We start from the raw sequence: 25,733 nt of genomic DNA on the forward strand, positions 1-25,733 counted from the left end.
AAAAAAGCGACTCTTTATAAGGAGTCGCTTTTTTTGATACTACAAAAATAATTTATAATTCTAAGGCTTTTTTCACATCGTTATCCATCAGTAATTCTTCCGGATTTTCTAAAGCTTCTTTAATAGCCACTAAGAAACCTACTGATTCTTTTCCATCAATAATTCTGTGGTCGTAAGAAAGGGCTAAATACATCATTGGTCGAATTTCCACTTTTCCATCAATTGCTACTGGACGCTCAATAATATTGTGCATTCCTAAAATTCCACTTTGCGGTGGATTGATAATTGGTGTTGATAACATAGAACCGAAAACACCTCCGTTAGAAATAGTAAATGTTCCACCAGTCATTTCATCGACGGTAATTTTTCCATCTCTAGCTCTTAAAGCAAGACGTTTTACTTCAGATTCAATTCCTCGGAAACTTAAGTTTTCAGCATTTCTAATTACAGGAACCATTAATCCTTTTGGTCCTGAAACAGCTATACTAATATCTTTATAATCGTAAGTAATCATTTCTTTTCCATCGATCATACTGTTTACAGCTGGATATTGATCTAAGGCGCGAATGACTGCTTTGGTAAAGAAAGACATAAATCCTAAACTTACATCATGCTTAGATTTAAAGTCTTCTTTGTATTTTTTTCGAAGCTCAAAAATCGGCGACATATCTGCTTCATTAAACGTAGTAAGCATCGCGGTTTCATTTTTCGCGCTTACTAAACGCTCTGCCACTTTACGGCGAAGCATCGACATTTTTTTACGAGACTCGCTTCGGTTTCCATTCCCTGGAGAGCCCATAGAAGGTTTTGCGTTTTCCGCATCTTCTTTGGTAATTCTACCGTTTTTACCGCTTCCTTTTACATCTTTAGCATCAATTTCTTTTTCAGATAAAATCTTTTTTGCTGCAGGAGAAGGTGTTCCTGATGCATAATTTTTATCATCTTGCTTTTGGTCTGGCGTAGAAGATTTAGAAGGTGTTTCTTTATTAGGATCAAGCTTTTCATCGCTACTTTTTTCTTCGTGTGTAGCTTTGTCTTTATCTGCGCTTTTATCTTTTGAAGAAGATTCTTTTTTGTCTTCCTTTTTATCGTCACCACCTGGCTTTTCAGCTTCGGTATCGATTAAACAAACTACTTCTCCTACTGCAACAGCGTCTCCTTCTTCCGCCTTAAGCGTAATTATTCCGCTTGCTTCTGCCGGAAGTTCTAAAGTTGCCTTGTCGCTGTCTACTTCTGCAATGGCTTGGTCTTTTTCAACATAATCACCATCTTGAACTAACCATTCTGCAATTTCAACTTCTGTAATAGATTCTCCCGGTGAAGGGACTTTCATTTCTAAAGCCATAATTTTATTTATTTCTGTATATCGTAATTTCTAGTTATCGGTTAAGCTTTTATCGAATACGCTTTCCATTACACGCTCGTGTCTTCTTTTAAATCGAACTGCGCTTCCTGCGGCCGGTGAACCATAGAATTTTCTACTGCAAATTCTAAAGTTTCTAGCTTCATCTAAATGTAATAATAAATGACTATAAGCGCCCATATTTCTTGGTTCTTCTTGCGCCCAAACCACATCGTCTGCGTTTTCGTATTTTTTTATTATTTCTGATATTCTACCGGTTGGTAACGGAAATAATTGTTCTATTCTTACTAAAGCTACGTCGTCACGCTCTAATTCTTCTCTTTTCTTTTCTAAATCATAATAGAATTTTCCGGTACAGAATACTAAACTTTTTGTTTTTTCTACCGAAGCTTCGCTATCATCTATCACGGTTTGAAAACTTCCTGTAGCTAATTCTTCTTTAGTGGAAACCACTTTTGGATGTCTTAACAAGCTTTTTGGCGTGAAAATAATAAGAGGCTTTCTATAACATGCCTTTATTTGTCTGCGTAATAAATGAAATAGGTTCGCAGGTGTTGTAATATCTGCCACATACATATTATCTTTTGCGCAAAGTTGTAAATAACGTTCCATTCTAGCGGAACTATGTTCTGCTCCCTGACCTTCATAGCCGTGTGGTAAAAGCATTACCAGTCCGTTTTGTAATTTCCATTTATCTTCTGCAGCTGAAATATATTGGTCGATCATAATTTGAGCTCCATTACTGAAATCTCCAAATTGTGCTTCCCATAAAGTTAAGGTATCTGGACTCGCCATTGCATATCCATAATCAAAACCTACAACGCCATATTCTGATAATAGAGAATTGTAAATGTAAAATTGACCTTGATCTTCTTTTATTTTATTTAAAAGAACTACTTCTTCTTCGCTTTCTTCAACTTTTAAAACAGCGTGACGGTGAGAGAAGGTACCGCGTTCACAATCTTGTCCAGTCATTCTTACATTATGACCTTCAGCTAAAAGTGTTCCGTAGGCTAATAATTCAGCTAACCCCCAATCGAGTTTATTTTTGTCGAAGTACATTTTTTTACGCGTATCGGTAAGTTTTTTAATCTTACGCATAAATTTTTTGTCTTCCGGCAGGGTAGTAATGGTTTCCGCAATACGTGTAAGCTCTTCTAAATCGAAACTCGTATCTGCGTTTTCCATCATATCACTTTCAGTTCCATAAGTGTAACCATCCCATTCATCCTGCATAATTGGAGTAATGATAGTGGTTTCTTCCTTTCTAGAACTTTCTAAGTTTTCTTCTAATTTATCTTTGTATTCTTTTTCTAATTTTTCGACGTAATCCTTTTCAATAAGACCTTCTTCAATAAGTCTTTTCGCATAAATATCACGCGTATTATCGTGCTTAGAAATTGCTTTGTAAAGCTTTGGCTGCGTAAAACGTGGTTCGTCACCTTCGTTATGACCATATTTTCTATAACCTAATAAATCGATAAACACATCTCTCTTAAATTTCATTCTGAAATCTAGAGCGAATAACATTGCATGAACTACTGCTTCGGCATCGTCTGCATTTACGTGAAGTATCGGAGATAGCGTTACTTTACCTACATCTGTACAATACGTAGAAGAACGACCATCTAAATAATTTGTAGTAAACCCGATTTGGTTATTCACCACAATATGAATGGTTCCCTGTGTTTTGTAACCTTCTAATTGTGCCATTTGCACGGTTTCATAGACTACGCCTTGACCCGCAATTGCAGCATCACCGTGAACTACGATTGGTAAAACGTGTTCAGGATTATCAAGATAATGATTATCTTGTTTTGAACGCGCAATTCCTTGAACGACCGGCCCTACGGTTTCTAAGTGTGAAGGATTTGGCGCGATATTTAAGTTAATTTCTTTTCCGCTATCGGTTTTTCGGCAAGAAGTCCATCCTAAATGATATTTTACATCACCGTCAAATACTTCTTGTTCATAATCCTTACCGTCGAATTCACTAAATATATCTTTAGCACTTTTTCCGAAAATATTGGTTAAGGTGTTTAAACGACCACGATGTGCCATTCCCATAACAAATTCTCGAATTCCTCTTTCAGCAGCTTCCTCAATTAAAGCATCTAACCCGGGAATTAAAGTTTCTCCTCCTTCTAATGAAAAACGCTTTTGACCGACATATTTTGTATGTAAAAAACTTTCAAAAGAAACCGCTTCGTTTAATTTCTTTAAAATATGTTTTTTTCGATTTTCATCAAACTGTGGATGATTTTCATTTATATTTAAGCGGCTTTGAATCCATTGAATTTCTTCAGGTTTACGAATATACATATATTCAATTCCAATAGCATCGCAGTAAATACTTTCTAAATGATCAATGATATCTTTTAAGCTTGAAGAACCAATTCCTAAAATTTCTCCTGCATTAAAAGTGGTATCTAAATCTTCTTTAGAAAGTCCAAAATTTTCGATCGCTAAAGTAGGTTCATACTTTCTACGCTCACGAACAGGATTGGTTTTCGTAAAAAGATGACCGCGTGTTCTGTAACCATCGATAAGCTGAACTACTTGAAATTCTTTTAAAACACTATCTGGAATATTAACTTCTGTACCGTTTCCTGGTTCCTTAAATGTGTGCGAACCATCACCATTTGATGATATTTCGTCTTCAGAAAGGGTTTTTCCAAAATCAAAACCTTGGAAAAAAGCTCTCCAACTAGGTTCTACACTATCAGGGTATTGCAGGTATTGGTCGTATAATTCTGCGAAGTAAGCGGTGTGTGCCGCATTGAGAAATGAAAATTGATCCATAGAGGAATATAGAGTTGTGTTTTTTTAAACAAAACAAAAATACAATTTTTACTAAAAACAGCACTCCTCATTAGATAAATTTATCTTATACGGAATAAGATTTTCTAACTACTTACCTTTTTTGTTAAACGGTTCGCGTCATTAAAGAATCTCCAAATGATCTGAGAATCATTTTTTGACTCTCTTCAATGGCAATTTCGTCAAGCAATGCAAAGGCCTTTTCGGTATATTTTTCGATCTCTTTTTGGGTACTTTTTGCCGCGCCGCTTAATTCAAAAATATTTTTCACGGTTTCTATTTTCTGAGAAGCATCACGCGGATCGATCGTATATAAATGTTCTAACTGTCGAGCTTCACCAATACTAGATTGCTCAATTGCTTTTAAATATAGAAATGTTTTCTTGTTTTCAATAATATCGCCACCGACTTGTTTTCCGAATTTTTCAGGATCTCCAAACGCATCTAAATAATCGTCTTGAAGCTGAAATGCAATTCCTAATAAACAACCAAATTCGTGAATTTGCTTTCTACACGAATTTTTAGCACCAGCAACAATTGCTCCCATTTCTAAGGATGCACCGACCAAAACCGCTGTTTTATACCGAATCATTTTTAAATATTCATCGATATTCACATTTTCTCGTGTTTCAAAATCCACATCGTATTGTTGTCCTTCACAGACTTCAATTGCAGTTCTGGTAAATAATTTTGCCATTTCCTGAAACGTATGAACTTCATAATTTTCAAATAATTGGTAAGCGTTTATCAACATGGCATCACCAGAAAGAATTGCGGTGTTAATATTCCACTTCTCATGAACGGTTTCTTTTCCTCTTCTTAATGGCGCATCATCCATTATATCATCATGAACCAACGAAAAATTATGAAAAACTTCAATTGCCAACGCGGCATCGAGCGCATTTTTATAAGAGCTTCCAAAAATTTCTGCTGAAAGTAAAACCATTACTGGACGCAAGCGTTTTCCACCAATATTTAGAATATAAAGCATGGGTTCATAAAGACCTGCCGGTTCTTTAGCGGTAATTTTTTCTTTCATATGCGATAAAAACGCGGAACGGTAAAATGCGATATCGTGCATGGGGACAAAAATTTTCCGCTAAAATACCATAATTCAATTGATTTCAAATGTTCTTTTAAGGGAATGTAAATTTTAGATAAAAACTACGGAAACTTTTTTTGTTTTTAAAGTTTCTACTTACATTTGCGCCGATTATGAAAGAGAAAATTTTAAAACGAGCTATCGAATTGTTTTTAGAACTGGGCTTCAAAAGCGTTACGATGGATGACATTGCTGAAAGTCTTGGAATTTCCAAGAAAACGATCTATTCACATTATTCTACAAAAGGAAAATTAGTAGAAGATTGTGCGGCAAATTTATTTTGCACGATAACGGAGGGAATTGATGAAATTATTGCTGAAAAACATAACCCAATCGATGAATCATTTAATATTCACCGATTTATTTTATCCCGGTTAAAGAAAGAAAAAGCATCACCACAATATCAGCTTCAAAAATATTATCCAAAAATAGAAAGAAAACTTCGACAGCAAAAAATAGAACGCATGCAAGAATGTGTTGTTAATAATTTAAAAAGAGGTGTAAAAGAAGGATATTATCGACCTGAAATTGAAATCGATCTGGTATTCAGATTTTATTTTATGACACTCGAAGGAATTAGAAGCAGTGATATGTTTTCTGTTGCAGAATATTCGATCCCTTTTCTTGTAAAAAACTTTTCAGACTATCATTTACGCGGAATTGTTTCCGAAAAAGGACTAACCTATATCAATAATTTAGCTAAAAAATGCAATTCATGAATCTTCGTATTACTTATTTAATACTATTTTTCTCTGGTGTGATATACGCACAAGAAAACCAAACTCAAAAAACTTATACCTTGAGTTTAGAAGAAGCGATAGACTTCGCTTTAGATAGCAGTTATACTGCGATAAATGCGCGAAGAGATATTGCTTCTGCGATTAAAAAAAAGTGGGAAACTACAGCAGACGGTCTTCCGCAGATAAATGCCAATATCGATTACCAAAATAATTTAAAACAACCGGTTCAACTTTTACCTGCAGAAATTACCGGTGGACCTCCAGGAACCTTTATTCCGGTGGTTTTTGGTACAAAACAACAAATGTCTGCTACCGCGACTGCTTCGCAATTATTATTCGACGGTTCTTATATTGTTGCCGTTCGCGCTTCTAAAACATTTTTAGAATATACTGATACGAATGCTAAAAAAACCGCTTTGGAAATTCGTGAAAATGTGATCGACGCCTATGGAAATGTTCTATTAGCACAAGAAAGCGCTGCTATTCTAGAACAAAACAAAACCACTTTAGAAGATAATTTGGAGGATACTAAAGCAATGTTCGAAAATGGTTTGCAGGAAGAAGAAAGCGTAGAACAATTAAAAATTACGTATTTACAAATTAGTAACGAATTAAGAAACGCTAAACGTTTGATTTCTATCACGAAAGAAATGCTGAATTTAGTATTGGGGATTCCTTTAGAAGAGCAAGTTTTTCTTACCGATGATTTAGATTCTTTAGCCGAAGAAAATATCAGTTTAGAACTTTTAAACGCACCGGCCGATATTGAAAATAATTTAGATTATAAACTCGCCAGAAATTTAACTGAACAACGCGAGCACGAACTTAATTTAGAAAAAAGTAAAGCGCTTCCAACCTTAAGCACTTTTGTAAATTACGGAACGAGCGGTTACAGCCAAGAATTTACATTTTTAAACGATAATCAAGACTGGTTTCAATCGTCAATTTGGGGTGTAAGTTTAAATATTCCTATTTTCAGCTCATTTCAAAGAAACGCGAGAACAGCACAAGCCAGAATTGCGTTAGATAAAGCGAACACACAATTTGAACAAGCGAAAGAGCAAATAAGATTAGAAATTAAACGTGCAAAAAACAATTATCAATTTGCCGTAGAAAAATATAGAACTTCTAAAGAAAACTTAGACTTGGCCAATCGAATTGAAAATAAAAATCAAATAAAATTTACAGAAGGAATTGCCACAAGTTTCGAATTGCGCCAAGCTCAAACACAACTTTACACGGCACAGCAAGAACTTTTACAATCGATGCTCGATTTATTAAACGCGAAAGCAGCTTTAGAAAGCGCACTAAACACACCAAACCTTAATTTCACCAACAACTAAATAGTCAGCAATGAAAAAACTCCTAGTTTTATTACTAATTGTAATCACAGTAATTTCTTGCGGAAAGAAAGAAAAATCTGTTGAAGATATTATTTCTGAAGGAAACTTATCAGAAATGAGAGCCAAAAAATCTGAATTACGAACACAACAAAATACTATTTCAGATAAAATTGAACAACTCAACGAAGAGATTGAAAAAAGAGATAAAAGCAAATCTTATCCTTTAGTTACCGTACAAACGCTAAACGATACTATTTTTAAACATTACGTAGAAGTTCAAGGTGATGTAGAAACCGATGAAAATATTATTATTTATCCTGAATTTTCGGGAATTCTGTCTAACATTTATGTAAAAGAAGGTGAAAGAGTAAGTAAAGGACAAAAACTTGCAAAGATTGATGACGGCGGACTTTCAAGTCAATTAGCACAATCTGAAGCGCAATTATCATTAGCAAAAACCACTTTCGAACGTCAAGAACGTTTATGGAATAAAAAAATTGGTTCAGAAATTCAATTCTTAGAAGCAAAAACCAATTATAACGCCATGCAAAAATCGGTAGACCAACTACGCGCGCAATTAGCGAAAACTGTTATTAGAGCTCCGTTTAGCGGCGTAATAGATGAAGTTATTTCAGATCAAGGTCAAGTTGTTAACCCGGGGCAAAATCAATTATTCCGTTTGGTGAACTTAAAAGATATGTACATTACTGCAGAAATTCCTGAAAATTATTTAGGAAAAGTAACCAAAGGAAGCCAGGTTTTAGTTGAAATTAATTCCATCGGGAAAGAATTTGAAGGAGAAGTAGAACAAGTTTCAGATTTCGTAAATCCAAATAACCGAAGTTTTTCAGTAAAAGTTTCTGTTCCTAATCCAGAAGGTTTTGTAAAACCAAATTTAATTGCTACCGTAAAATTAAACGATTATACAGCTGAAAAAACCATTGTAATTCCGCAGAGTATTCTTCAAGAAAACGCACAAGGCGAAAGTATTGCCTATTATATTGAACCAAAAAATGATACGGTAAATGTAGCCCGAAAAGCAGTTTTAAAAACCGGTTTGGCATACAATAGTAAAATCGAAGTGCTTTCTGGACTTAAAGAAGGACAAAAAATTATTGTAGAAGGCGCGCGAACAATTCGTGACGGACAAGAAGTAAAAGTTAAGCAATAATCTATGGCAGCTAAAAACACACATAAAGAATTTCCGATTTCTTCTTGGGCAATTACCAACAAAATGACGGTTTTCGTAATTATCGCCATTGTTGTAATTGGCGGCTTACTTTCTTATTACAGTATGCCGCGAGAAGCTTTTCCGGAAATTGTAGAAACCAAGATTTACGTTAGTTCTGTAAACCCCGGAAACTCTGCCGAAGATGTCGAAAAATTTATTACCGAACCTTTAGAAGAAGAGTTTAATGATATCGCCGGAATTAAAGAAATCTCCTCTACAACCTTACAAGATTATTCTATTGTAATTGTTGAGTTTGAAGAAGATATTGAAGTTCCCGACGCCAAACAAAAAGTAAAAGACAAAGTAGATTTGGTAAAAGCCGAAACTACCTGGCCAACTTTAGATAACGGCGCAAAAGTAGAACCCAACGTATTCGATTTAAATATTTCTGAAGAACAACCCATTTTAAATGTTAACCTAACAGGGAATTATACCGTTCAGGCTTTAAAAGATTACGCGGAACATCTTCAGGATAAAATAGAATTGCTTCCTCAAATTAAAGAAGCAACTATTCGCGGAGCGGAAGAAAAGGAAGTGGAAATTGCGGTTAATGTTTACAAGATGACCGCTTCAAAAGTAAGTTTCGATGATATTATTAATTCGGTTCGTTTAGAGAATAAAACTATTTCCGGTGGAAATATTACTGAAAACGGCGTAGAAAAGAACATTCGCGTTTTAGGTGAAATTGAAAATCCACAAGAATTAGGCGATGTAGTGGTAAAACGAGATGAAGGTGTAGTTTACCTAAAAGATATTGCCGATATTAATTTCCACGAAAAAGATCCTACCACTTTTGCTAGAGAATATGGTGACCCTGTAGTAATGCTTGATATTAAAAAGCGCGCAGGAAAAAATATGATTGAAGCGGTTGAAGAAATTAAGCAAATTGTAAAAGAAGAAAAAGAAAATTATTATCCGAAAGATTTGCATATTTCGCTCACCAACGATCAATCTATAAAAACTGAAAACCAAGTAAATGATTTGGTGAACAACATCATTTTCGGGGTAATTTTAGTAGTGGGCGTTTTAATGTTTTTCCTAGGCTTTAGAAATGCGCTATTTGTGGGAATTGCCATTCCGCTTTCTATGTTTTTATCATTTATAGTTCTTTCAAGTTTAGGCTATACGTTAAACACAATGGTGCTTTTCGCCTTAGTGATGGGACTTGGAATGTTGGTAGATAACGGTATTGTAGTTGTTGAAAACGTCTATTCCTTAATGAGTGAAGGAATGCCACGAATTAAAGCTGCCAAACAAGGTCTAGGTGAAATTGCGTGGCCAATTATTGCTTCTACCGCAACTACACTGGCGGCCTTTTTTCCATTAGGATTGTGGCCAGGAACCATTGGTAAATTCATGGTTATTTTCCCTATTACGTTATCAATTGTATTAGGCTCTTCCCTATTTGTGGCGTTAATTATAAATTCCATGCTTACTTCTCAATACATGGAAGTAAACGAAAAAGAAGCAAAAAGAAAACGTGTAATTCGTTTGAGTATCATTTTTGCCATTGTTGGGGTTTTATTTTTAATCGGAGGTTTTGTATTCGATTCGGGTTTACTTCGTGGTCTCGGAAACTTAACCTTATTTATGATTATAATGGTTTGGGTTTACCGATTATTCCTGAAAAAAGCGGTTTATTATTTTCAGTATAAGTCATTAAAGAAATTAGAGAGTTTTTACGAAAGATTCTTAAAATTCGCTCTACACAAGAAGAAAGCCTATTTATTTTTCTTCGGAACTTTGGGAATTTTATTTTTCAGTTTTGTTTTGGTAGGTATTGTTCAGCCAAAAGTACTTTTCTTTCCTGAAAATCAACCTAATCAGATTATAACTTATATTGAATATCCTGAAGGAACGGCAATTGAAAAAACCAATGAGCTGACCAAAAAAATTGAAGAGCGCATTTTCGAAACCATAAAGAAATATGAAGACGAAGATGGCTACAATTATATGGTTGAATCTGCTATTTCGCAAGTGGGTGAAGGAGCCGGAAATCCACAAACCGATGGCGGACAACAGAATGAAATGCCGCATAAAGGAAAAGTTACCCTTTCCATGCGTGAATTTAACGAGCGAAGAGGCGTAAAAAGTAGTACTGTTTTGTCTGAAGTTCGTGAAGCTGTAAAAGGATTTCCCGGAGCTTCAGTAATTGTTGAAAAAGATGCTGCCGGACCACCATCAGGTTATCCGATAAATATTGAAGTTAGCGGTGAAGACTACAATAAAATGTTAGCTGAAGCTGAACAATTGCGTTCGTTTATTAAAGACCTCAGCATCGAAGGAATTGAAGAACTTAAAATTGATGTAAATAAAGCAAAACCTGAATTAGATGTTCGCGTAGATCGTCAAAAAGCGGGAAGATTGGGAGTTTCAACCGTTTCTGTGGGACAAACTTTGCGCCGTGCGATTTATGGGGAAGAGATTTCTACCTATAAAGAAGGTGAAGACGATTATGAAATAAATGTGCGTTTTAATGAAGACTTCCGTTATCAGGAAAATGCGATTTTCAATCAGCCAATTACCTTTAAAAATCAGAATACGGGCGAGTTAGTTCAAGTTCCGATTTCAGCTTTGGTAACTAAAAAGCCTACAGCTACGTTTAGTTCAATTAAACGAAAAGATTTAAAACGTGTAATTACGGTTTATTCAAATGTTTTAGAAGGCTATAATGGAAATGAAATTGTAAGTCAAATTCAGAAAGAGCTTAAAAATTACGAAACGCCTACCGGAATCAATTTTAATTTCACCGGTGAACAAGAAGAGCAAGAAAAGAATATGAATTTCTTAATAAAAGCACTTCTTATCGCTTTAGGCGGAATTTTACTCATCTTAGTTGCTCAATTTAATTCAATTTCTAAACCGCTGATTATTTTAATGGCAGTCTTATTAAGTTTAGGCGGCGTTTTCTTAGGATTGGTAATTTTCCAAATGGACTTTGTAATTATTATGACAATGATGGGAATTATCTCCCTCGCAGGAATTGTAGTAAACAATGCCATTGTGTTAATAGATTATACGCAAATTCTAATCGATAGAAAAAAAGAAGAATTAGGTTTAGAAGAAGAAGACCACTTAACGAAAAAGCAATATTTTGAAGTAATTGTAGCCGGTGGAAAATCACGTTTGCGTCCGGTTTTATTAACGGCGATTACCACCGTTTTAGGTTTAATACCGCTAGCGGTTGGTTTAAATATCGATTTCTTTTCATTATTTATAGATTACGATCCGAAAATTTATATTGGTGGAGATAACGTAATTTTCTGGGGACCATTAGCGTGGACGGTAATTTTCGGGTTAACGTTTGCCACATTCTTAACCTTAGTAGTTGTTCCGGTAATGTTCTATTTAAGTAACCGCGGAAAGATTAAAGTTAGAAAGAAAAGAGGGAAGCCTTTACAAGTTTCAAAAACCTAAAATAAAAAAGGGCTTTCAAAATTGAAAGCCCTTTTTCTTTTTATTATAAATTATTCTAAAATTAATCTTCAGGATTTATTTTATAGGTAAAACCAACGCCTAATACTTCTCTCACCTGAAAGGCTCTAACAGCATTATCATCGTAAATAGTTTGGAAAATAAAATTAGCTGAAAGATAATCGTTCACCTTCATATTTATTTTTCCGGTATAATCTAAATCGACATTTTGAGGATCTTCTAAATAATTAGAGTATAAATTCAGCATATTTTCCATCGTTACATTTTCAACCAATGTGAATTTCGCATAAGCGCCAATAGAAGCACCAAATTCAAATCGCATACTTTCACCTTGATCTACGCCAAAATAATCACCGTCTACATAACCCGGAACAGTGGTAAATCGATCGTCTACAAAAATAAATCGAGCTGTTGCAGGAGCAAAATTGACATGAAGATTTTCATTCTTTTTCCATAAAATGCCAGGACCAATTTGTAAATATCCAGGCGACATAAAATGGGTAGTTTCTGTTCTAACGGTTTGCGTATCGATAACCTCTCCGGTATCTGGATCTAACACATCTTCTTCACTATATTCATATCCTTTTGCAAATTGACTTCTAAAATTTGCAAAGAAAGAATAATACCAATTGGTTTCTTCAATTTGCCAACCCGCAACAGAATTTATTTCAATTCGGTCATTGGTTTTTCGTGAGAAGCGATCACCTTTCGTTTTGGTAAGACCAAAATCACCTAAAAATCTATTATCCCAAGTAAAATCGTCTTTTCGGTAATTTAAATCGTAACTAATGGTTGCGTTTCCGGCATAATTTGAACTTCCACCGCCTTGCCATTCCGCATTAAAAGCAGCTTGATTAAAAAGTAGAGAAAAGGTTCCTGAACTCTGCCAACCTTCTTTTGGCTCTTCGTTTTCGTCGCTATCTTGCGCAAAGCCAGACATACAAATTCCTATAAAAAGTGCTAGACCTAGTATTGGTTTCTTCATAAAGCAATAATTTTTCAAAATTTATTGCCTACAAAGTTAATTTATTTCAAGAATAGGTTCTTAAAGTTATATTAAAACTGAATTGAATTATCTGATTATCGCTTCTTTTTATAGAGCGGGACTGATGAGCAAGCTTCGCCAAACATTAGACTTTTAACTACAGGCTGAAGTTTTTGAACAATTTGAATATAAGCATTTTCAGGAACGGGTTTGTTAGAGCAACCTTTTACAATTACGGGCAAATCTTTAAATGCTGAAACATCGAGTTGATCGATAATTTCTTGATAAAGACTATTTTCCAAATCGGTTAAATTTCCTAAAACTACTTTTTTAGCATAAGGTTGAAGTTCGGTAGTAATAAGCATAAAAGCCCAAGCAGGAACAATTGCGTCTGAAGTACAGGTTAGCGCAATAAATTTATTTTCGTAAACCGCCCAATCGTGTTCTTTTATCGCTTGACGAAATTCTTTTTCGCGGAGTACAAAACCTTCGTAAAGCCAGTCTTTAATATCAAAAAGTATTCGTTCTCCGTTTGGATAATATTCTTCGAGATTAAATGTGGTGAGTTTACTTTTGGCGACTCTGTTTACAATTTCGTCCATACAATATAATTACAGCATTCCTAATTCTAGTTTCGCTTCTTCACTCATTAAATCTTGTGACCACGGCGGATCGAAGGTAAGTTCCAACTCACAATCATTTACCATATCAAGTGACTTTACTTTTTCTTCTACTTCTTGCGGAAGACTTTCTGCCACAGGACAATTTGGTGTCGTAAGGGTCATTAAGATTTTTACATCATAATTTTCATTTACAAAAACGTCATAAATTAAACCGAGTTCGTAAATATCTACAGGTATTTCAGGATCGTAAATTGTTTTTAGAACTTTTACGATTTTTTCTCCTAATTCGTTGGTATCAATTTTTTGTTCTGCCATCTTTTTCCAGTTTTAATTCACTTTGGTTTGATATGCCAACGCATACATTTTCAATTGTTTTATCATACTCACCAAACCATTTGCTCGGGTTGGCGAAAGATGTTCTTTTAAACCGATTTCATCTATAAATTCTGTATCGGCATCTAAAATAGCTTTTGGTGGCTGATTGGAAAACACGCGAATTAAAATTGCTATAATTCCTTTGGTGATAATTGCATCGCTATCGGCGGTAAAAATTACTTTTCCGTCTTCCATATCGGCATGAACCCAAACTTTACTTTGGCAACCTTTAATGATATTTTCTTCGGTTTTATATTTTTCTTCAATTAAAGGAAGTGATTTACCGAGTTCAATCATGTACTCATAACGCTGCATCCAATCATCAAACAATGCGAATTCATCTATAATTTCTTCTTGTGTTTCTTTTATTGTACTCAAAATCTACTCGTGTTTTTTTACTCTTGCTTTTACTAAAGTTTTGTTGGCATCATTTTTCAATTCAAGCGTATTTCCGTCGAACATATAATGCGAAACTTCTTCAAAGTTACTCAATAAATTGTGTTCAATTTTCATGCCATTTGCACACATTTTTCTGGTAGAAACGACTTTATTAATTTGAACTTTGGTTTTTTCAATCGTCAGTTCGCCGCTGTAAGAATTGCAAACTATTCCTGAAATTCTATTTTCTTTCGGTGAAAAATTTAAAGTGACTTTTAATGAATCGCCAACTTGCTGCTGATTTACTTGCAACACTTCAAAATTCATTTCGCTGTCGATTATCTTACTTTCATTGCTTTGGCAAGCTCCAAAAATCACCAACAGGCTTAAAATTGTTATTTTTCTAAATAATTTCATGATAACATAATTTTAGCTCGTTTTACAGCTTTTACAAAACTATCGATCTCTTCCTTTGTATTATAAAATGAAAAAGATGCGCGTACTGTCCCGGGAATTTTATAATAATCCATAATTGGTTGAGCGCAATGATGACCAGTTCTTACGGCGATTCCTAATTTGTCGACAATTGTACCAATATCATAAGGATGCAAACCTTCAATATTAAACGAAATTACCGCGGTTTTTTTAGCTGAAGTTCCGAAGATTTTCATTCCTTCGATCTCCATTAATTTTTCGGTCGCGTAGGTTAATAATTCGTGTTCATATGCTGCAATATTCTCGAAACCTATTTCGTGTAAATAATCGATTGCTTTTCCGAAGGCGATTCCCCCACAAATATTTGGCGTTCCAGCTTCAAATTTATGCGGTAAACCGGCGTAAGTAGTTTTTTCAAATGTAACTTCATTTATCATTTCTCCACCTCCTTGATACGGCGGAAGTTTATTCAGCCATTTTTCTTTTCCGTAGAGCATTCCAACGCCTGTTGGTCCACACATTTTATGAGCTGAAACTACATAAAAATCGACATCCAATTGCTGAACATCTGCTTGAATATGGGGCGCAGCTTGGGCACCATCGATTAAAACCACTGCATTTTTTTGATGCGCAGCGTGAATAATTTCTTCAATAGGATTTATTGTTCCCAACGCATTGGAAACATGATTTACAAACACCAATTTTGTGTTTTCTGAAAGCAAGTCATGAAACGCTTTCATATCAAGTTCGCCTTCTTGCGTCATCGGGATAACGCGAAGTTTAGCACCTGTTTTCTCGCACAACATTTGCCACGGAACAATATTGGAATGGTGTTCTAAAGCGGACACAATCACCTCATCTCCTTTTTTTATTTCGGAAGCAAAACCATTCGCAATTAAATTAATACCGTGTGTAGTTCCGGCAGTAAAAATAATTTCTTCCTTTTTTTGGGCATTAAAATGCGCGCGTATAGTTTCTCGGGCTTCTTCATAAGCTTCAGTTGCTTCTTGCGAAAGTGTATGAACACCACGATGAATATTGGCATTGTAATTCTGATAATAATCAACTATCGCATCAATCACCGCGGTTGGCGTTTGCGAGGTTGCGGCATTATCAAAATACACGAGCGGATGACCGTTTACTTTTCGTGAAAGTATCGGAAAATCGGCTCTTATTTTTTCAATATTCATTGTGCTAATTTTCATAATTTATTTGTTGATTAGCGATGCTAGATTTATATATAAATTGAAATAAGCTCCCGCAGTAGAAGTATCGATATTTTCATTATCGATCCAATTGCTCAATCCGTAATAACCAATAATTTCAGCGCCGATTAAAGATGAAAATTGAACTCCGAATCCTAAATTTGCTCCAATATTCGTGGTTTTATAAAAGTTTTCTTCTAAATCAAAGTTATTACGCGCGTCTTCTTCATTTAAAATAAATGAAAGTTGAGGACCCGCTAATAGATAAAAACCTTTTCCGTATTCTTTATTTACATCAAATTTCAATAAAGGTTGAAACTTGATAGAAGACTTTATTAAATCTAGTTCTTCGGATTTATAATTTCCTAAATAAATAGTATAATCATCTACATTTCTGCTATAAAAAAGATTAGCTTTTACTCCGAAGGATTCATTAAAAGAATAATCGAAATAACCACCAATATTTACCGGAAATCCTTTTTTGTTGTAAGGAGAATAACTATCGCCGGCATATAATCCTTCATCATCGCCATCAGTTTCAATTGAAATATAATTTGCTCCAAGTGATAAACCGTAGGTTATTTTTTGAGCAAAACCAAGACTACAAAACAGAAAAAAAAAGAGGAAGCTTAACGCAAAATTCTTCATATCTCTACAAATCAAACCCTAAATTTACATTCAGTTTATTCGCGATAAGTTTATTGATACGCTTTTTCAATTCCGGAATTTTCACACTTTCAAGTACATTATTCGCAAATGCGTACATTAATAAAGCGCGCGCTTCTTTAGCTGGAATTCCTCTGGATTTTAAATAAAATAAAGCCTCTTCATCTAATTGACCAATCGTACAACCGTGACTACATTGCACATCGTCTGCAAAAATTTCTAATTGCGGTTTCGAATTAATCGTCGCTTTATCGCTCACCAAAATATTATTATTGCTTTGGTAAGCATTTATTTTTTGCGCCTCTTTCTCTACGTAAACTTTCCCGTTAAAAACGCCCACCGCTTTATCGTCATAAATTCCTTTATAATCTTGATGGCTTTCGCAATTTGGTTGCGCGTGATGAACTAATGTATTGTGATCTACGTGTTGTTTTCCTTCAATAATCGTCACGCCTTTCATCGTAGAATCGATATGTTCTCCTTTTTGATAGAAGTTTAGATTATTACGCGTTAATTTTCCGCCGAAAGAAAAAGTATGAACCGAACAATTACTTTCGTCTTTTTGTTCGACATACGTATTATCGATTAAAGAAGCCGAAATATTATCATTCTGAATTTTATAATAATCGACCATTGCTCGTTTTTCAGCAAAAATTTCAGTAACCGAATTGGTAAACACCGGATTTTCAGTTAAGCTCTGGTGACGCTCAATAATTTGAACATGCGAATTTTCACCCACCACAATTAAATTTCTTGGCTGAAGCATTAAAGCCGCTTCATTTCCCGTAGAAAGGTTTAAGACTTGAATGGGTTTATCGGCAACGGTATTTTTTAGAATATAAATAAAAGCACCTTCACGAGAAAATGCGGTATTCAACGAATTTAAACTGTCGTCGCTAGGAGCTATTTTATTGAAATATTTCTCCATAATGTCTTTGTACTTCGGTTTGTCTAAAGCCGAAGACATTAAACACGCATCTATTTTATCATGCGTAGTTTGTGATAAATGTGAAGAATAAATTCCGTCGATAAAAACAATGGTATATGCATCGATATCGTGAATCAGGTATTTTTTTACATCACGATATTCGATTGTACTTTCTTTTTTAGGAAAAATACTGTAATCTTCTTTTAAAATTGAATTTAAGGAAGTGTATTTCCAAGCTTCGTCTTTTCGCGTAGGAAACCCTTTTTGTTCAAAATTTTTAAGCGCTTTATTTCGAATAGTATGAATATCGCTACCGACATCTACTTGTTCTTCAAAAGCGAAAAAGGAAGAAATTAATTTATCTTTTAAACTCATAGTTTATTTTTTGAGGATTTAGGCAAAATGGTTTTAAACTGATTTCATTTCGGTTTTTAACCAATCGTACCCCTGCTCTTCTAATTTATGAGCAAGTTCTTTTCCGCCGGATTTTACAATTTTTCCGTCTAATAAAACGTGTACATAATCTGGAACAATGTAATTTAATAAACGTTGGTAGTGTGTAATTACCAATACCGCGTTATCTTTTGTTCGTAATTTATTTACACCGTCTGAAACCACCCGTAACGCATCGATATCTAAACCAGAATCGGTTTCATCGAGAATAGCTAATTTTGGTTCCATCATTGCCATTTGAAAAATCTCGTTACGCTTTTTTTCTCCGCCTGAAAAACCTTCGTTTAGCGAACGTGAAAGAAACTTTCTATCCATTTCCAGCATTTCTGACTTTTCACGAATTTTTTGTAACATTTCTTTTGCCGGCATATCTTCTAAACCTTGCGCTTTTCGTGTTTCGTTTATGGCGGTCTTCATAAAGTTAGTTACCGAAACACCCGGAATTTCTACCGGATACTGCATAGAAAGAAAAATTCCTTTGTGTGCGCGCTCGTCAACTTCCATTTCAGAGATATCTTCATTTTCCATGATGATTTCTCCTTCAGTCATTTCAAACTCTTCTTTTCCGGCAATAACAGAAGCTAACGTACTTTTACCAGAACCGTTTGGTCCCATAATCGCGTGAACCTCTCCGGCATTAATTTCTAAATTTATTCCTTTTAAAATTTCTTTATCTTCTACACTTGCGTGTAAGTTTTTTATCTTTAGCATAGGTTTCTTTTTACTTTACTTCCTTTTTGTCGCCTTTTACTCGAATTGCAGGTTCTGCTTTCGGCGTCATTACTTTAATAATTTTCTTTATTTCAACCACTTCTTTCCAGCCATCTTCCATTGGGTTTGGTTTTATTTTCCCTTGAATGATTACCGGAACCATGTCTAAATCTTCCCTTTTTAGCGAATTCACTTCTTTAGAAAGTTTTGTTGCCATCGAGTCTAAAACAACACCATAAACTTCGGTATTGGTTTTTAAAACCGCTGCTTTTTGTTCTTCAACATAAATAAACTCGCCACTTAAAATTGTTAAATCTTTCGTTTTGTTATTTTCAGTAGTTTGTTCAGTTTCTGCAGATTTTTCTTCTTTTTCTTTAGAATCTTCTTTACAACCTACCACAAATAAAGTGGCTACAACAATCGCTAATAGGTGTTTTTTCATGATTTTGGTTTGTTTAATATGAAACTTGTTCGGTAGTTTTTACCCTACTGAACCTTCTAAGGATATTTCTAATAATTTTTGAGCTTCTACCGCAAATTCCATCGGCAATTTATTTAAAACCTCTTTACTGAATCCATTTACAATTAAAGCGATTGCTTTTTCGGTATCGATTCCGCGTTGGTTACAGTAAAAAATTTGATCTTCCCCAATTTTACTGGTAGTTGCTTCGTGCTCTACTTTGGCTGATTTATTTTTTGTTTCAATATAAGGGAAGGTGTGTGCTCCACATTCGTTACCCATTAGCAAGGAATCACATTGTGAAAAATTCCGGGCGTTTTCGGCTCTTGAATTAATTTGAACTAAACCGCGATACGAATTTTGTGATTTTCCAGCTGAAATTCCTTTGGAAATAATGGTACTTTTTGTATTTTTTCCTAAGTGAATCATTTTCGTGCCCGTATCTGCCTGCTGATAATTATTAGTAACCGCAATAGAATAAAATTCACCGATTGAATTATCGCCTTTTAAAATACAACTTGGATATTTCCACGTAACGGCACTTCCGGTTTCAACTTGCGTCCAACTAATTTTTGCGTTTTTTTCGCACAAACCACGTTTGGTTACAAAATTGAAAACACCACCTTTTCCTTCAGAATTTCCTGGATACCAGTTTTGAACGGTGCTGTATTTTATTTCAGCATCATCTAACGCAATTAATTCTACCACAGCCGCGTGCAATTGATTTTCATCACGCATTGGTGCAGTACAACCTTCTAAATAACTTACGTAACTTCCTTCTTCAGCAATGACTAAGGTACGCTCAAATTGACCGGTTCCGGCTTGGTTAATTCTAAAATAGGTTGAAAGTTCCATCGGGCATTTTACGCCTTTTGGAATATAACAAAATGAACCGTCACTAAATACTGCTGAATTTAAAGCGGCGTAAAAATTATCTTTCTTCGGAACTACGGTTCCTAAATATTTTTTCACTAATTCAGGATGTTCTTGAATTGCTTCAGAAATAGAGCAAAAAATAATTCCTTTTTCAGCTAAAGTCTTTTTAAATGTTGTCGTTACAGAAACTGAATCCATAACCACATCTACCGCAACACCAGCTAATTTTTTTTGTTCGTCTAACGAGATTCCGAGTTTTTTAAAAGTATCTAACAATTCTGGATCTACTTCATCTAAACTCTCATATTTCGGCTTTTTATTCGGTGCTGAATAATATGAAATATTCTGAAAATCGGGTTTTGGATAATTCACATTTGCCCAATCCGGCTCTTCCATTTGCTCCCAAATTCTATAGGCTTCCAAACGCCATTGAGTCATCCATTCGGGTTCATTTTTTTTCTTAGAAATCGCTCGAACAATATCTTCATTTAAACCATTCGGTAAAGTATCAGATTCTATATCGGTATAAAATCCATACTCATACTCTTTGGTTTCGAGTTCTTTTTTTAAATCGTCTTCAGTATATGCCATAGTTGTTTTTCTTGATTTCAGTTGTAAAGTTTAAAAGTTTATAAAGTAGAAAGCAAGTATTTTATTAAACCACTTACTAATTTTGAAACTTCATTTACTTTAAACTTTAACTTCTCAAATTCTTCATTTGATAAATATTTTAAATCGAAAGCTAAATAAAGCTGCGATCTTAACTCGCCAGCTGAAGCTTTAGAAATGTACAAAAAGCGAATAAATTCTTTTGATGTTTCTCTTTCAAAGCCTTCAGCAATATTAGAAGAAAATAGATATACTAGCTCTTCTTATTTGATTTTTTAAACCATAATCTTGTACAAAATCTCCTCTGTTTGTGATAAAGTAAATTTCAGAATTTAATTCTCTAGACTTTTGCCAGGCTATAATTTCTTCAAAAGAATTAAAATTTGCCATTCACTTTTACACTTTCTAACTTTTTAACATTCAACTTCCTAAAGTGAGAAACTCTCACCACATCCACAAGTGCGTTGTGCATTTGGGTTGTTAAACACAAATCCTTTTCCATTTAATCCGCCAGAATATTCTAATGTCGTGCCGATCAAGTAGAGAAAACTACGTTTATCTACAACAATTTTTACCTGGTTGTCTTCAAAAAGTTTATCGCCTTCTATTTGTGCTTTATCAAATTTTAAATCGTACGAAAGTCCCGAGCAACCGCCACTTTTAACACCAACTCGAACATAATCTTCGGTTACGTTAAACCCGTCGTCTGCCATCAACTCGGTTAATTTTTTCTTCGCTGTATCACTTACCTTTATCATATCAGTAAACCTTAGTTGTCATTATTTTGCAAATATACCATTTAGTCGTGTGAATACCATATATGTATACATATATCTAACTTATCTTTTTATAAGAAAGTATTATCAATAAAAAATAGTTCTTCCTGCACCTATTCTTCTTTACTTTTTAGGAATTTAAGACCGCTTTTATTTTAGTTTTTAATTGCTGAATTTTCCCCATAAATTCTTTGTAATTTTGCAATCTAAATTGAAGCTATGTTCGACAATAAAGACAGCAAAACCAATCTTTCTGAATTAGGAGAATTCGGATTAATTGAACACCTAACCCGCTACGTAGAACTCCAACAAAATTCTACTGAAACAGGAATTGGAGATGATGCCGCCGTTCTTCATTTTAAAGATGAAGAAATTGTACTTACGACCGATATGCTGGTAGAAGGCGTTCATTTTGATTTAGCGTATATGCCGCTAAAACATTTAGGTTATAAAGCGGTTATGGTAAACCTGTCTGATGTTTACGCAATGAATGCTGAAGCCACACAAATCACGGTTTCCATAGCAGCTTCAAATCGTTTTCCTGTAGAAGCTTTAGAAGAATTATACGCTGGAATTCTTTTGGCTTGTAAAAATTATAAAGTCGATTTAGTAGGTGGCGACACCACTTCTTCAACTGCTGGATTAGTTATTAGCATTAGCGCGATCGGGAAAGCTGAAAAGAAAAAGATTACCAAACGTAGCGGTGCAAAACCAAACGATTTATTAGTTGTAACCGGGGATTTAGGTGCAGCTTATATGGGATTACAAGTTTTGGAACGCGAAAAGCAAGTATTTAAAGTCAACCCGAATGCGCAACCCGATTTAGAGCCTTATTCTTATATTGTGGAACGCCAATTAAAACCGGAAGCTCGAAAAGATATTCCGCAATTATTGACGGCTTTAGAAGTGCAACCTACGTCTATGATTGATATTAGCGACGGACTTTCTTCTGAAATTATTCATTTATGTAAAAGTTCGAAAACCGGTGTAAATTTATTTGAAGAAAAAATTCCGTTAGATCCTGCGGTAATTTCAGTTTGTGAAGAATTCAATATCGATAGCACGATGATCGCTTTAAGCGGCGGTGAAGATTACGAATTGCTTTTTACAATTTCTCAAGACGATTTCGATAAAATTAAAGGAAATCCAAATTTAACCGTAATCGGTCATATGACTGAAGAAAACGAAGGAATGCATCTTATTACGCGCGCCAATCAAAAAATACCGATTAAAGCTCGCGGTTGGAATTCGTTTGAAGATGAAACCGATTCAGAATAAATTTTCAGTTTAATATAAGCTGAACAGATTTAGTTCTTTAAATTTTTTAGTACTGAAAAAGCTTGCTCTACAACAGGTTCTTCAACTAAAACGGTAAATTCATTAGTTGTGGAAACCACTTCATATAAGGCAATATTGCTCCACGCCAAATGTTTAAATAATTGATAATACAAACCGGCAACTTTTGAGTTGTCTTGTGGTAATTGAACACTTACCGCCGCTAATTTATCGCGCTTATTTAATAATTTTTCAGCTTTAAAAAAAGAATTTACACGTTCTGCTTCGGCGCCTGAAATCATAATATTGCTTTCTAAAATTCCTCGGGTAAACGCATAAAATAAATGTGTATTATCGGAAACAAAAGCTAATAATTTTCCGTGGCAATTTACTAACGTATTGGTGTTTCGAAATGTAAACGCCGAAATATTTGAACGCACCGTGATATCACCCAAATTTTTAAACGCTTGCTGAATTTTTAAATTTTTACTTACACCAACAGGCGATTTGTAGCGACGCAACGCCATCATTACAGCTCCGGTTTTTACAGATTTTTTCAACAACAAACTTATTTCAGGTTGCAATTTCTCAGCTAACGCACTATAATTTATAATATTTTCTTGAAGTGCTTCTTCTAAAAACGGTCGGCTTTTCAGCAATTGCTCTACACTTTGCGCTACAGTTTTCATTTTGTTAAATAATTAACTTTCTGTATAAAATTAGTAAAATAAATTCATTTATGCGGTAATAATTTAAAAGCCAATTACATTCGTTTAAAAATTAATAAATGAAGGTTTTAAAGTTTGGAGGGACTTCGGTAGGATCGATTTCCAATATTAAAAAAGTAACCGAGATTATTCACGACGGAGAATCTAAAATTGTAGTGTTATCTGCTATAAGCGGAAGCACAAATAAATTAGTAGAAATTTCTGAATTTATTAAAACCAATCAGCAGGAAGAAAGTAAAAAAATTATTCAGGAACTAACCGATAAATATTTAGAAGTCACCAAAGGTTTACTTACTGAAAAGACGAGAACCGAAGCGCTGGAAAAATATATTTATTCTTTAGCCGATCATCTTATTTATTTGGTAGAAAATGAACTGAACAATTACAATGAAATTGTAGCGCAAGGCGAGCTTTTTTCAACCTATTTAGTGAATCAATATTTGCAAGAACAAGGCATAAAATCTCGGTTAATTTCAGCGTTAGATTTTATGCGAATTGACAAAGAAGGAGAACCCGATTATTTTTATATTCAGCAAAATCTTAGTCGCCTTTTAAACGAAAAACCCGAACAGGAAATTTATATTACGCAAGGTTTTATTTGCCTTAATAATCACGGAACGATTAGCAATTTAAAACGTGGCGGAAGCGATTATACCGCCAGTATTATTGGCGCGGCAATTAGAGCGGAAGAAGTTCAGATTTGGACCGATATTGATGGTTTTCATAACAACGATCCGCGTTTTATTGAAAACACACATTCTATCGCTCAACTTTCTTTTGATGAAGCTGCGGAATTAGCCTATTTTGGAGCAAAAATATTGCATCCGCAAACCGTAATTCCGGTACGGAATTTAGAAATTCCTGTTCGGTTAAAAAATACCAATTTACCAGAAGCTGAAGGAACGTTAATTTGCAATAAAGTTATTGGTGAAGGAATTAAAGCAATTGCCGCGAAAGATGGCATTACGGTGATTAAAATAAAATCGGAACGCATGCTTTTGGCGCATGGTTTTTTAAAGAAAATTTTTGAAATATTCGAAAAATACGAAACTGCAATCGATATGATTACTACTTCAGAAATTGCCGTTTCATTAACCATCGACAACCCAACGTATTTACAGGAAATTACTACTGAATTATTAAAATTCGCCTATGTTGAAATTGAAGAAAATAAGACGATTGTTTGTTTAGTTGGCAATAATATTATTCATCATGAAACTACGCCGCAACTTTTTAAAATTCTACAAGATGTTAATGTGCGAATGATTGCTTACGGAGGAAGTAATAACAACATTTCGCTATTAGTAAACACAAATGATAAGCCTAAAACTTTACAATTGTTAAACGATTATATTTTTAAACTTAACCTAGTTTAATTTTTGCCCCGAAAAACCATTCATCTTTTTCGATGGATGGTTTTTTATTTTAATAGTTCCTCTAAAACCTTAAAAAAATCCTTTTTATTTTCCAGCCAACTCATATGTCCGTTAGGAAACGTAATTAATTCTGAATTGGTTTCTGCGGAAAGTTTTTCTACACTTTCAAAAGGAACAACCGGATCGTGCTTGCCAGCTAGTAAAATTTTTTTACCGCTATAATTCTTCAGAATTTCGGTTCTATCTTTTCGATTCTTTAAACCTTCTATGGATGCAATAATATTTTCAGTTGGAATATCTTTGGCTTCTGATACCATTTTTTTTATTTCCTCGGGGAAAGTTTCCTTGGTTTCTTCAGCAAATAAATTTTTTATCGCCATACTCACGAAAGCCTCCTTATTTTGTTTTATTAAGCGCTTAGCGCGATCTCTATTTTTCTTTCGCTCTTCGTTATCGGCTTCAGCAGTAGAATTTATCAACAATAATTTTTCAGTTTTATCAGGAAAATGTTCCGCGAAAGCTAAAGCAACATAACCGCCCATAGAATGTCCTAAAAAAGTGGCCATGTTGATATTTAATTTTTGCAAAACCAAATTAACTGCTTCTGCCATTTGTTCCATCGAATGAATGTAGCCGACTTTTCCGGTTTTTCCATGACCAAATAAATCGATATTTATAAATTGATATTCATTTGAAAATTCTTCAATAAGATCGTTCCACATCGTTCTGTTTTCTAAAAAACCGTGCAATAAAACTACCGGTTTTCCAGCACCGGAAACCTCAAAATAAATTTCGTTTTGTTTGTATAAAATTATCATGAAATGTTTGTAAAATAAAGTT

Annotated in this window: 25 protein-coding genes; 6 read left to right on the forward strand and 19 right to left on the reverse strand. The window is 34.5% G+C overall.

Translation table 11 applies throughout. The annotated features are described in order from the left end of the window. Window positions 1-52 precede the first annotated feature (52 nt). The 3 genes from odhB to ACFFGL_RS07535 all read right to left on the reverse strand — a co-directional run bounded on the left by odhB (window position 53) and on the right by ACFFGL_RS07535 (window position 5,264). Window positions 53-1,345 (reverse strand): 2-oxoglutarate dehydrogenase complex dihydrolipoyllysine-residue succinyltransferase, encoded by a 1,293-nt coding sequence (gene odhB / locus ACFFGL_RS07525; protein ID WP_309727003.1) that lies wholly within the window; start codon window positions 1,343-1,345, stop codon window positions 53-55. A 30-nt stretch (window positions 1,346-1,375) separates the two neighbouring features. Beyond that, on the reverse strand, window positions 1,376-4,165 hold the full coding sequence (locus tag ACFFGL_RS07530) for a 2-oxoglutarate dehydrogenase E1 component (protein ID WP_309727002.1): 2,790 nt from the start codon (window positions 4,163-4,165) through the stop codon (window positions 1,376-1,378). Window positions 4,166-4,289: 124 nt separating this feature from the next. Next, window positions 4,290-5,264 (reverse strand): polyprenyl synthetase family protein, encoded by a 975-nt coding sequence (locus tag ACFFGL_RS07535; protein WP_309727001.1) that lies wholly within the window; start codon window positions 5,262-5,264, stop codon window positions 4,290-4,292. A gap of 134 nt (window positions 5,265-5,398) precedes the next feature. Here ACFFGL_RS07535 and ACFFGL_RS07540 point away from each other — a divergent pair, with 134 nt between their 5' ends. Genes ACFFGL_RS07540 through ACFFGL_RS07555 form a run of 4 tightly spaced genes read left to right on the forward strand, consistent with a single transcriptional unit; the run spans window position 5,399 to window position 12,016 of the window. Beyond that, window positions 5,399-6,004 carry a TetR/AcrR family transcriptional regulator gene (locus ACFFGL_RS07540; protein WP_309727000.1) on the forward strand — a complete coding sequence of 202 codons (606 nt, stop codon included), beginning with the start codon at window positions 5,399-5,401 and terminating at the stop codon, window positions 6,002-6,004. After that, the gene (locus ACFFGL_RS07545; protein ID WP_309726999.1) at window positions 6,001-7,368 is read left to right on the forward strand and encodes a TolC family protein; all 1,368 of its coding nucleotides are present in this window, start codon (window positions 6,001-6,003) and stop codon (window positions 7,366-7,368) included. The genes ACFFGL_RS07540 and ACFFGL_RS07545 overlap by 4 nt, the downstream gene beginning before the upstream one ends. Window positions 7,369-7,378: 10 nt before the next feature. Beyond that, window positions 7,379-8,539: an efflux RND transporter periplasmic adaptor subunit gene (locus tag ACFFGL_RS07550; protein WP_309726998.1), complete on the forward strand. Its 1,161-nt coding sequence runs from the start codon at window positions 7,379-7,381 to the stop codon at window positions 8,537-8,539. Between the two features lie 3 nt (window positions 8,540-8,542). Further along, entirely contained in the window at window positions 8,543-12,016 is a 3,474-nt protein-coding gene (locus ACFFGL_RS07555; protein ID WP_309726997.1) for an efflux RND transporter permease subunit, read from the forward strand. Between the two features lie 61 nt (window positions 12,017-12,077). Here the strand turns inward: ACFFGL_RS07555 and ACFFGL_RS07560 are convergent, their stop codons facing one another. The 14 genes from ACFFGL_RS07560 to ACFFGL_RS07625 form a co-directional block, all read right to left on the reverse strand. After that, entirely contained in the window at window positions 12,078-13,019 is a 942-nt protein-coding gene (locus tag ACFFGL_RS07560; RefSeq protein ID WP_309726996.1) for a DUF3078 domain-containing protein, read from the reverse strand. Between the two features lie 95 nt (window positions 13,020-13,114). Next, entirely contained in the window at window positions 13,115-13,621 is a 507-nt protein-coding gene (locus tag ACFFGL_RS07565; RefSeq protein WP_309726995.1) for a DUF2480 family protein, read from the reverse strand. 9 nt (window positions 13,622-13,630) lie between these two features. Next, window positions 13,631-13,957 carry an SUF system Fe-S cluster assembly protein gene (locus ACFFGL_RS07570; protein ID WP_309726994.1) on the reverse strand — a complete coding sequence of 109 codons (327 nt, stop codon included), beginning with the start codon at window positions 13,955-13,957 and terminating at the stop codon, window positions 13,631-13,633. A 12-nt stretch (window positions 13,958-13,969) separates the two neighbouring features. Beyond that, window positions 13,970-14,395 (reverse strand): SufE family protein, encoded by a 426-nt coding sequence (locus ACFFGL_RS07575; protein WP_309726993.1) that lies wholly within the window; start codon window positions 14,393-14,395, stop codon window positions 13,970-13,972. A 3-nt stretch (window positions 14,396-14,398) separates the two neighbouring features. Continuing rightward, window positions 14,399-14,812, reverse strand: coding sequence for an META domain-containing protein (locus ACFFGL_RS07580; RefSeq protein ID WP_309726992.1), 414 nt, complete (start codon window positions 14,810-14,812; stop codon window positions 14,399-14,401). Further along, a complete protein-coding gene (locus ACFFGL_RS07585) occupies window positions 14,809-16,035 on the reverse strand; it encodes an aminotransferase class V-fold PLP-dependent enzyme (protein WP_309726991.1) in 1,227 nt (408 codons plus the stop codon). The genes ACFFGL_RS07580 and ACFFGL_RS07585 overlap by 4 nt, the downstream gene beginning before the upstream one ends. A 3-nt stretch (window positions 16,036-16,038) precedes the next feature. Next, window positions 16,039-16,683 carry an outer membrane beta-barrel protein gene (locus tag ACFFGL_RS07590; protein ID WP_309726990.1) on the reverse strand — a complete coding sequence of 215 codons (645 nt, stop codon included), beginning with the start codon at window positions 16,681-16,683 and terminating at the stop codon, window positions 16,039-16,041. Window positions 16,684-16,687: 4 nt separating this feature from the next. Continuing rightward, window positions 16,688-18,004 carry a Fe-S cluster assembly protein SufD gene (gene sufD, locus ACFFGL_RS07595; RefSeq protein WP_309726989.1) on the reverse strand — a complete coding sequence of 439 codons (1,317 nt, stop codon included), beginning with the start codon at window positions 18,002-18,004 and terminating at the stop codon, window positions 16,688-16,690. A gap of 33 nt (window positions 18,005-18,037) precedes the next feature. Continuing rightward, a complete protein-coding gene (sufC, locus tag ACFFGL_RS07600; protein ID WP_309726988.1) occupies window positions 18,038-18,793 on the reverse strand; it encodes a Fe-S cluster assembly ATPase SufC in 756 nt (251 codons plus the stop codon). A gap of 10 nt (window positions 18,794-18,803) precedes the next feature. Then, window positions 18,804-19,235 (reverse strand): hypothetical protein, encoded by a 432-nt coding sequence (locus tag ACFFGL_RS07605; RefSeq protein WP_309726987.1) that lies wholly within the window; start codon window positions 19,233-19,235, stop codon window positions 18,804-18,806. A 39-nt stretch (window positions 19,236-19,274) separates the two neighbouring features. After that, the gene (gene sufB / locus ACFFGL_RS07610; RefSeq protein ID WP_309726986.1) at window positions 19,275-20,720 is read right to left on the reverse strand and encodes a Fe-S cluster assembly protein SufB; all 1,446 of its coding nucleotides are present in this window, start codon (window positions 20,718-20,720) and stop codon (window positions 19,275-19,277) included. 38 nt (window positions 20,721-20,758) lie between these two features. Continuing rightward, a complete protein-coding gene (locus ACFFGL_RS07615; RefSeq protein ID WP_309726985.1) occupies window positions 20,759-20,923 on the reverse strand; it encodes a four helix bundle protein in 165 nt (54 codons plus the stop codon). 49 nt (window positions 20,924-20,972) lie between these two features. Continuing rightward, on the reverse strand, window positions 20,973-21,128 hold the full coding sequence (locus tag ACFFGL_RS07620) for a four helix bundle protein (RefSeq protein WP_309726984.1): 156 nt from the start codon (window positions 21,126-21,128) through the stop codon (window positions 20,973-20,975). A gap of 38 nt (window positions 21,129-21,166) precedes the next feature. Further along, on the reverse strand, window positions 21,167-21,496 hold the full coding sequence (locus tag ACFFGL_RS07625) for a HesB/IscA family protein (RefSeq protein ID WP_309726983.1): 330 nt from the start codon (window positions 21,494-21,496) through the stop codon (window positions 21,167-21,169). A 237-nt stretch (window positions 21,497-21,733) separates the two neighbouring features. Between ACFFGL_RS07625 and thiL the strand changes: the two genes are divergently transcribed. Further along, on the forward strand, window positions 21,734-22,792 hold the full coding sequence (gene thiL / locus ACFFGL_RS07630; RefSeq protein WP_309726982.1) for a thiamine-phosphate kinase: 1,059 nt from the start codon (window positions 21,734-21,736) through the stop codon (window positions 22,790-22,792). Between the two features lie 29 nt (window positions 22,793-22,821). Here the strand turns inward: thiL and ACFFGL_RS07635 are convergent, their stop codons facing one another. Next, the gene (locus ACFFGL_RS07635) at window positions 22,822-23,478 is read right to left on the reverse strand and encodes a hypothetical protein (protein WP_309726981.1); all 657 of its coding nucleotides are present in this window, start codon (window positions 23,476-23,478) and stop codon (window positions 22,822-22,824) included. Window positions 23,479-23,576: 98 nt separating this feature from the next. On the opposite strand from ACFFGL_RS07635, the gene ACFFGL_RS07640 reads away from it, so the two are divergent. After that, window positions 23,577-24,893 (forward strand): aspartate kinase, encoded by a 1,317-nt coding sequence (locus tag ACFFGL_RS07640; RefSeq protein WP_309726980.1) that lies wholly within the window; start codon window positions 23,577-23,579, stop codon window positions 24,891-24,893. A gap of 44 nt (window positions 24,894-24,937) precedes the next feature. Here ACFFGL_RS07640 and ACFFGL_RS07645 read toward each other — a convergent pair whose 3' ends face one another. Next, window positions 24,938-25,711 (reverse strand): alpha/beta fold hydrolase, encoded by a 774-nt coding sequence (locus ACFFGL_RS07645; RefSeq protein ID WP_309726979.1) that lies wholly within the window; start codon window positions 25,709-25,711, stop codon window positions 24,938-24,940. Window positions 25,712-25,733: the final 22 nt, after the last annotated feature.

Source organism: Mesonia maritima (assembly GCF_042433895.1).
In the GTDB taxonomy this organism is placed as follows: Bacteria; Bacteroidota; Bacteroidia; order Flavobacteriales; family Flavobacteriaceae; genus Mesonia; species Mesonia maritima.

Excerpts from the sequence above, each read along its gene's own strand:
- odhB (WP_309727003.1), bottom strand. The coding sequence starts at position 1,345 with ATGGCTTTAGAAATGAAAGTCCCTTCACCGGGAGAATCTATTACAGAA.
- ACFFGL_RS07530 (WP_309727002.1), bottom strand. The coding sequence starts at position 4,165 with ATGGATCAATTTTCATTTCTCAATGCGGCACACACCGCTTACTTCGCA.
- ACFFGL_RS07535 (WP_309727001.1), bottom strand. The coding sequence starts at position 5,264 with ATGCACGATATCGCATTTTACCGTTCCGCGTTTTTATCGCATATGAAA.
- ACFFGL_RS07540 (WP_309727000.1), top strand. The coding sequence starts at position 5,399 with ATGAAAGAGAAAATTTTAAAACGAGCTATCGAATTGTTTTTAGAACTG.
- ACFFGL_RS07545 (WP_309726999.1), top strand. The coding sequence starts at position 6,001 with ATGAATCTTCGTATTACTTATTTAATACTATTTTTCTCTGGTGTGATA.
- ACFFGL_RS07550 (WP_309726998.1), top strand. The coding sequence starts at position 7,379 with ATGAAAAAACTCCTAGTTTTATTACTAATTGTAATCACAGTAATTTCT.
- ACFFGL_RS07555 (WP_309726997.1), top strand. The coding sequence starts at position 8,543 with ATGGCAGCTAAAAACACACATAAAGAATTTCCGATTTCTTCTTGGGCA.
- ACFFGL_RS07560 (WP_309726996.1), bottom strand. The coding sequence starts at position 13,019 with ATGAAGAAACCAATACTAGGTCTAGCACTTTTTATAGGAATTTGTATG.
- ACFFGL_RS07565 (WP_309726995.1), bottom strand. The coding sequence starts at position 13,621 with ATGGACGAAATTGTAAACAGAGTCGCCAAAAGTAAACTCACCACATTT.
- ACFFGL_RS07570 (WP_309726994.1), bottom strand. The coding sequence starts at position 13,957 with ATGGCAGAACAAAAAATTGATACCAACGAATTAGGAGAAAAAATCGTA.
- ACFFGL_RS07580 (WP_309726992.1), bottom strand. The coding sequence starts at position 14,812 with ATGAAATTATTTAGAAAAATAACAATTTTAAGCCTGTTGGTGATTTTT.
- ACFFGL_RS07585 (WP_309726991.1), bottom strand. The coding sequence starts at position 16,035 with ATGAAAATTAGCACAATGAATATTGAAAAAATAAGAGCCGATTTTCCG.
- ACFFGL_RS07590 (WP_309726990.1), bottom strand. The coding sequence starts at position 16,683 with ATGAAGAATTTTGCGTTAAGCTTCCTCTTTTTTTTTCTGTTTTGTAGT.
- sufD (WP_309726989.1), bottom strand. The coding sequence starts at position 18,004 with ATGAGTTTAAAAGATAAATTAATTTCTTCCTTTTTCGCTTTTGAAGAA.
- sufC (WP_309726988.1), bottom strand. The coding sequence starts at position 18,793 with ATGCTAAAGATAAAAAACTTACACGCAAGTGTAGAAGATAAAGAAATT.
- ACFFGL_RS07605 (WP_309726987.1), bottom strand. The coding sequence starts at position 19,235 with ATGAAAAAACACCTATTAGCGATTGTTGTAGCCACTTTATTTGTGGTA.
- sufB (WP_309726986.1), bottom strand. The coding sequence starts at position 20,720 with ATGGCATATACTGAAGACGATTTAAAAAAAGAACTCGAAACCAAAGAG.
- ACFFGL_RS07620 (WP_309726984.1), bottom strand. The coding sequence starts at position 21,128 with ATGGCAAATTTTAATTCTTTTGAAGAAATTATAGCCTGGCAAAAGTCT.
- ACFFGL_RS07625 (WP_309726983.1), bottom strand. The coding sequence starts at position 21,496 with ATGATAAAGGTAAGTGATACAGCGAAGAAAAAATTAACCGAGTTGATG.
- thiL (WP_309726982.1), top strand. The coding sequence starts at position 21,734 with ATGTTCGACAATAAAGACAGCAAAACCAATCTTTCTGAATTAGGAGAA.
- ACFFGL_RS07635 (WP_309726981.1), bottom strand. The coding sequence starts at position 23,478 with ATGAAAACTGTAGCGCAAAGTGTAGAGCAATTGCTGAAAAGCCGACCG.
- ACFFGL_RS07640 (WP_309726980.1), top strand. The coding sequence starts at position 23,577 with ATGAAGGTTTTAAAGTTTGGAGGGACTTCGGTAGGATCGATTTCCAAT.
- ACFFGL_RS07645 (WP_309726979.1), bottom strand. The coding sequence starts at position 25,711 with ATGATAATTTTATACAAACAAAACGAAATTTATTTTGAGGTTTCCGGT.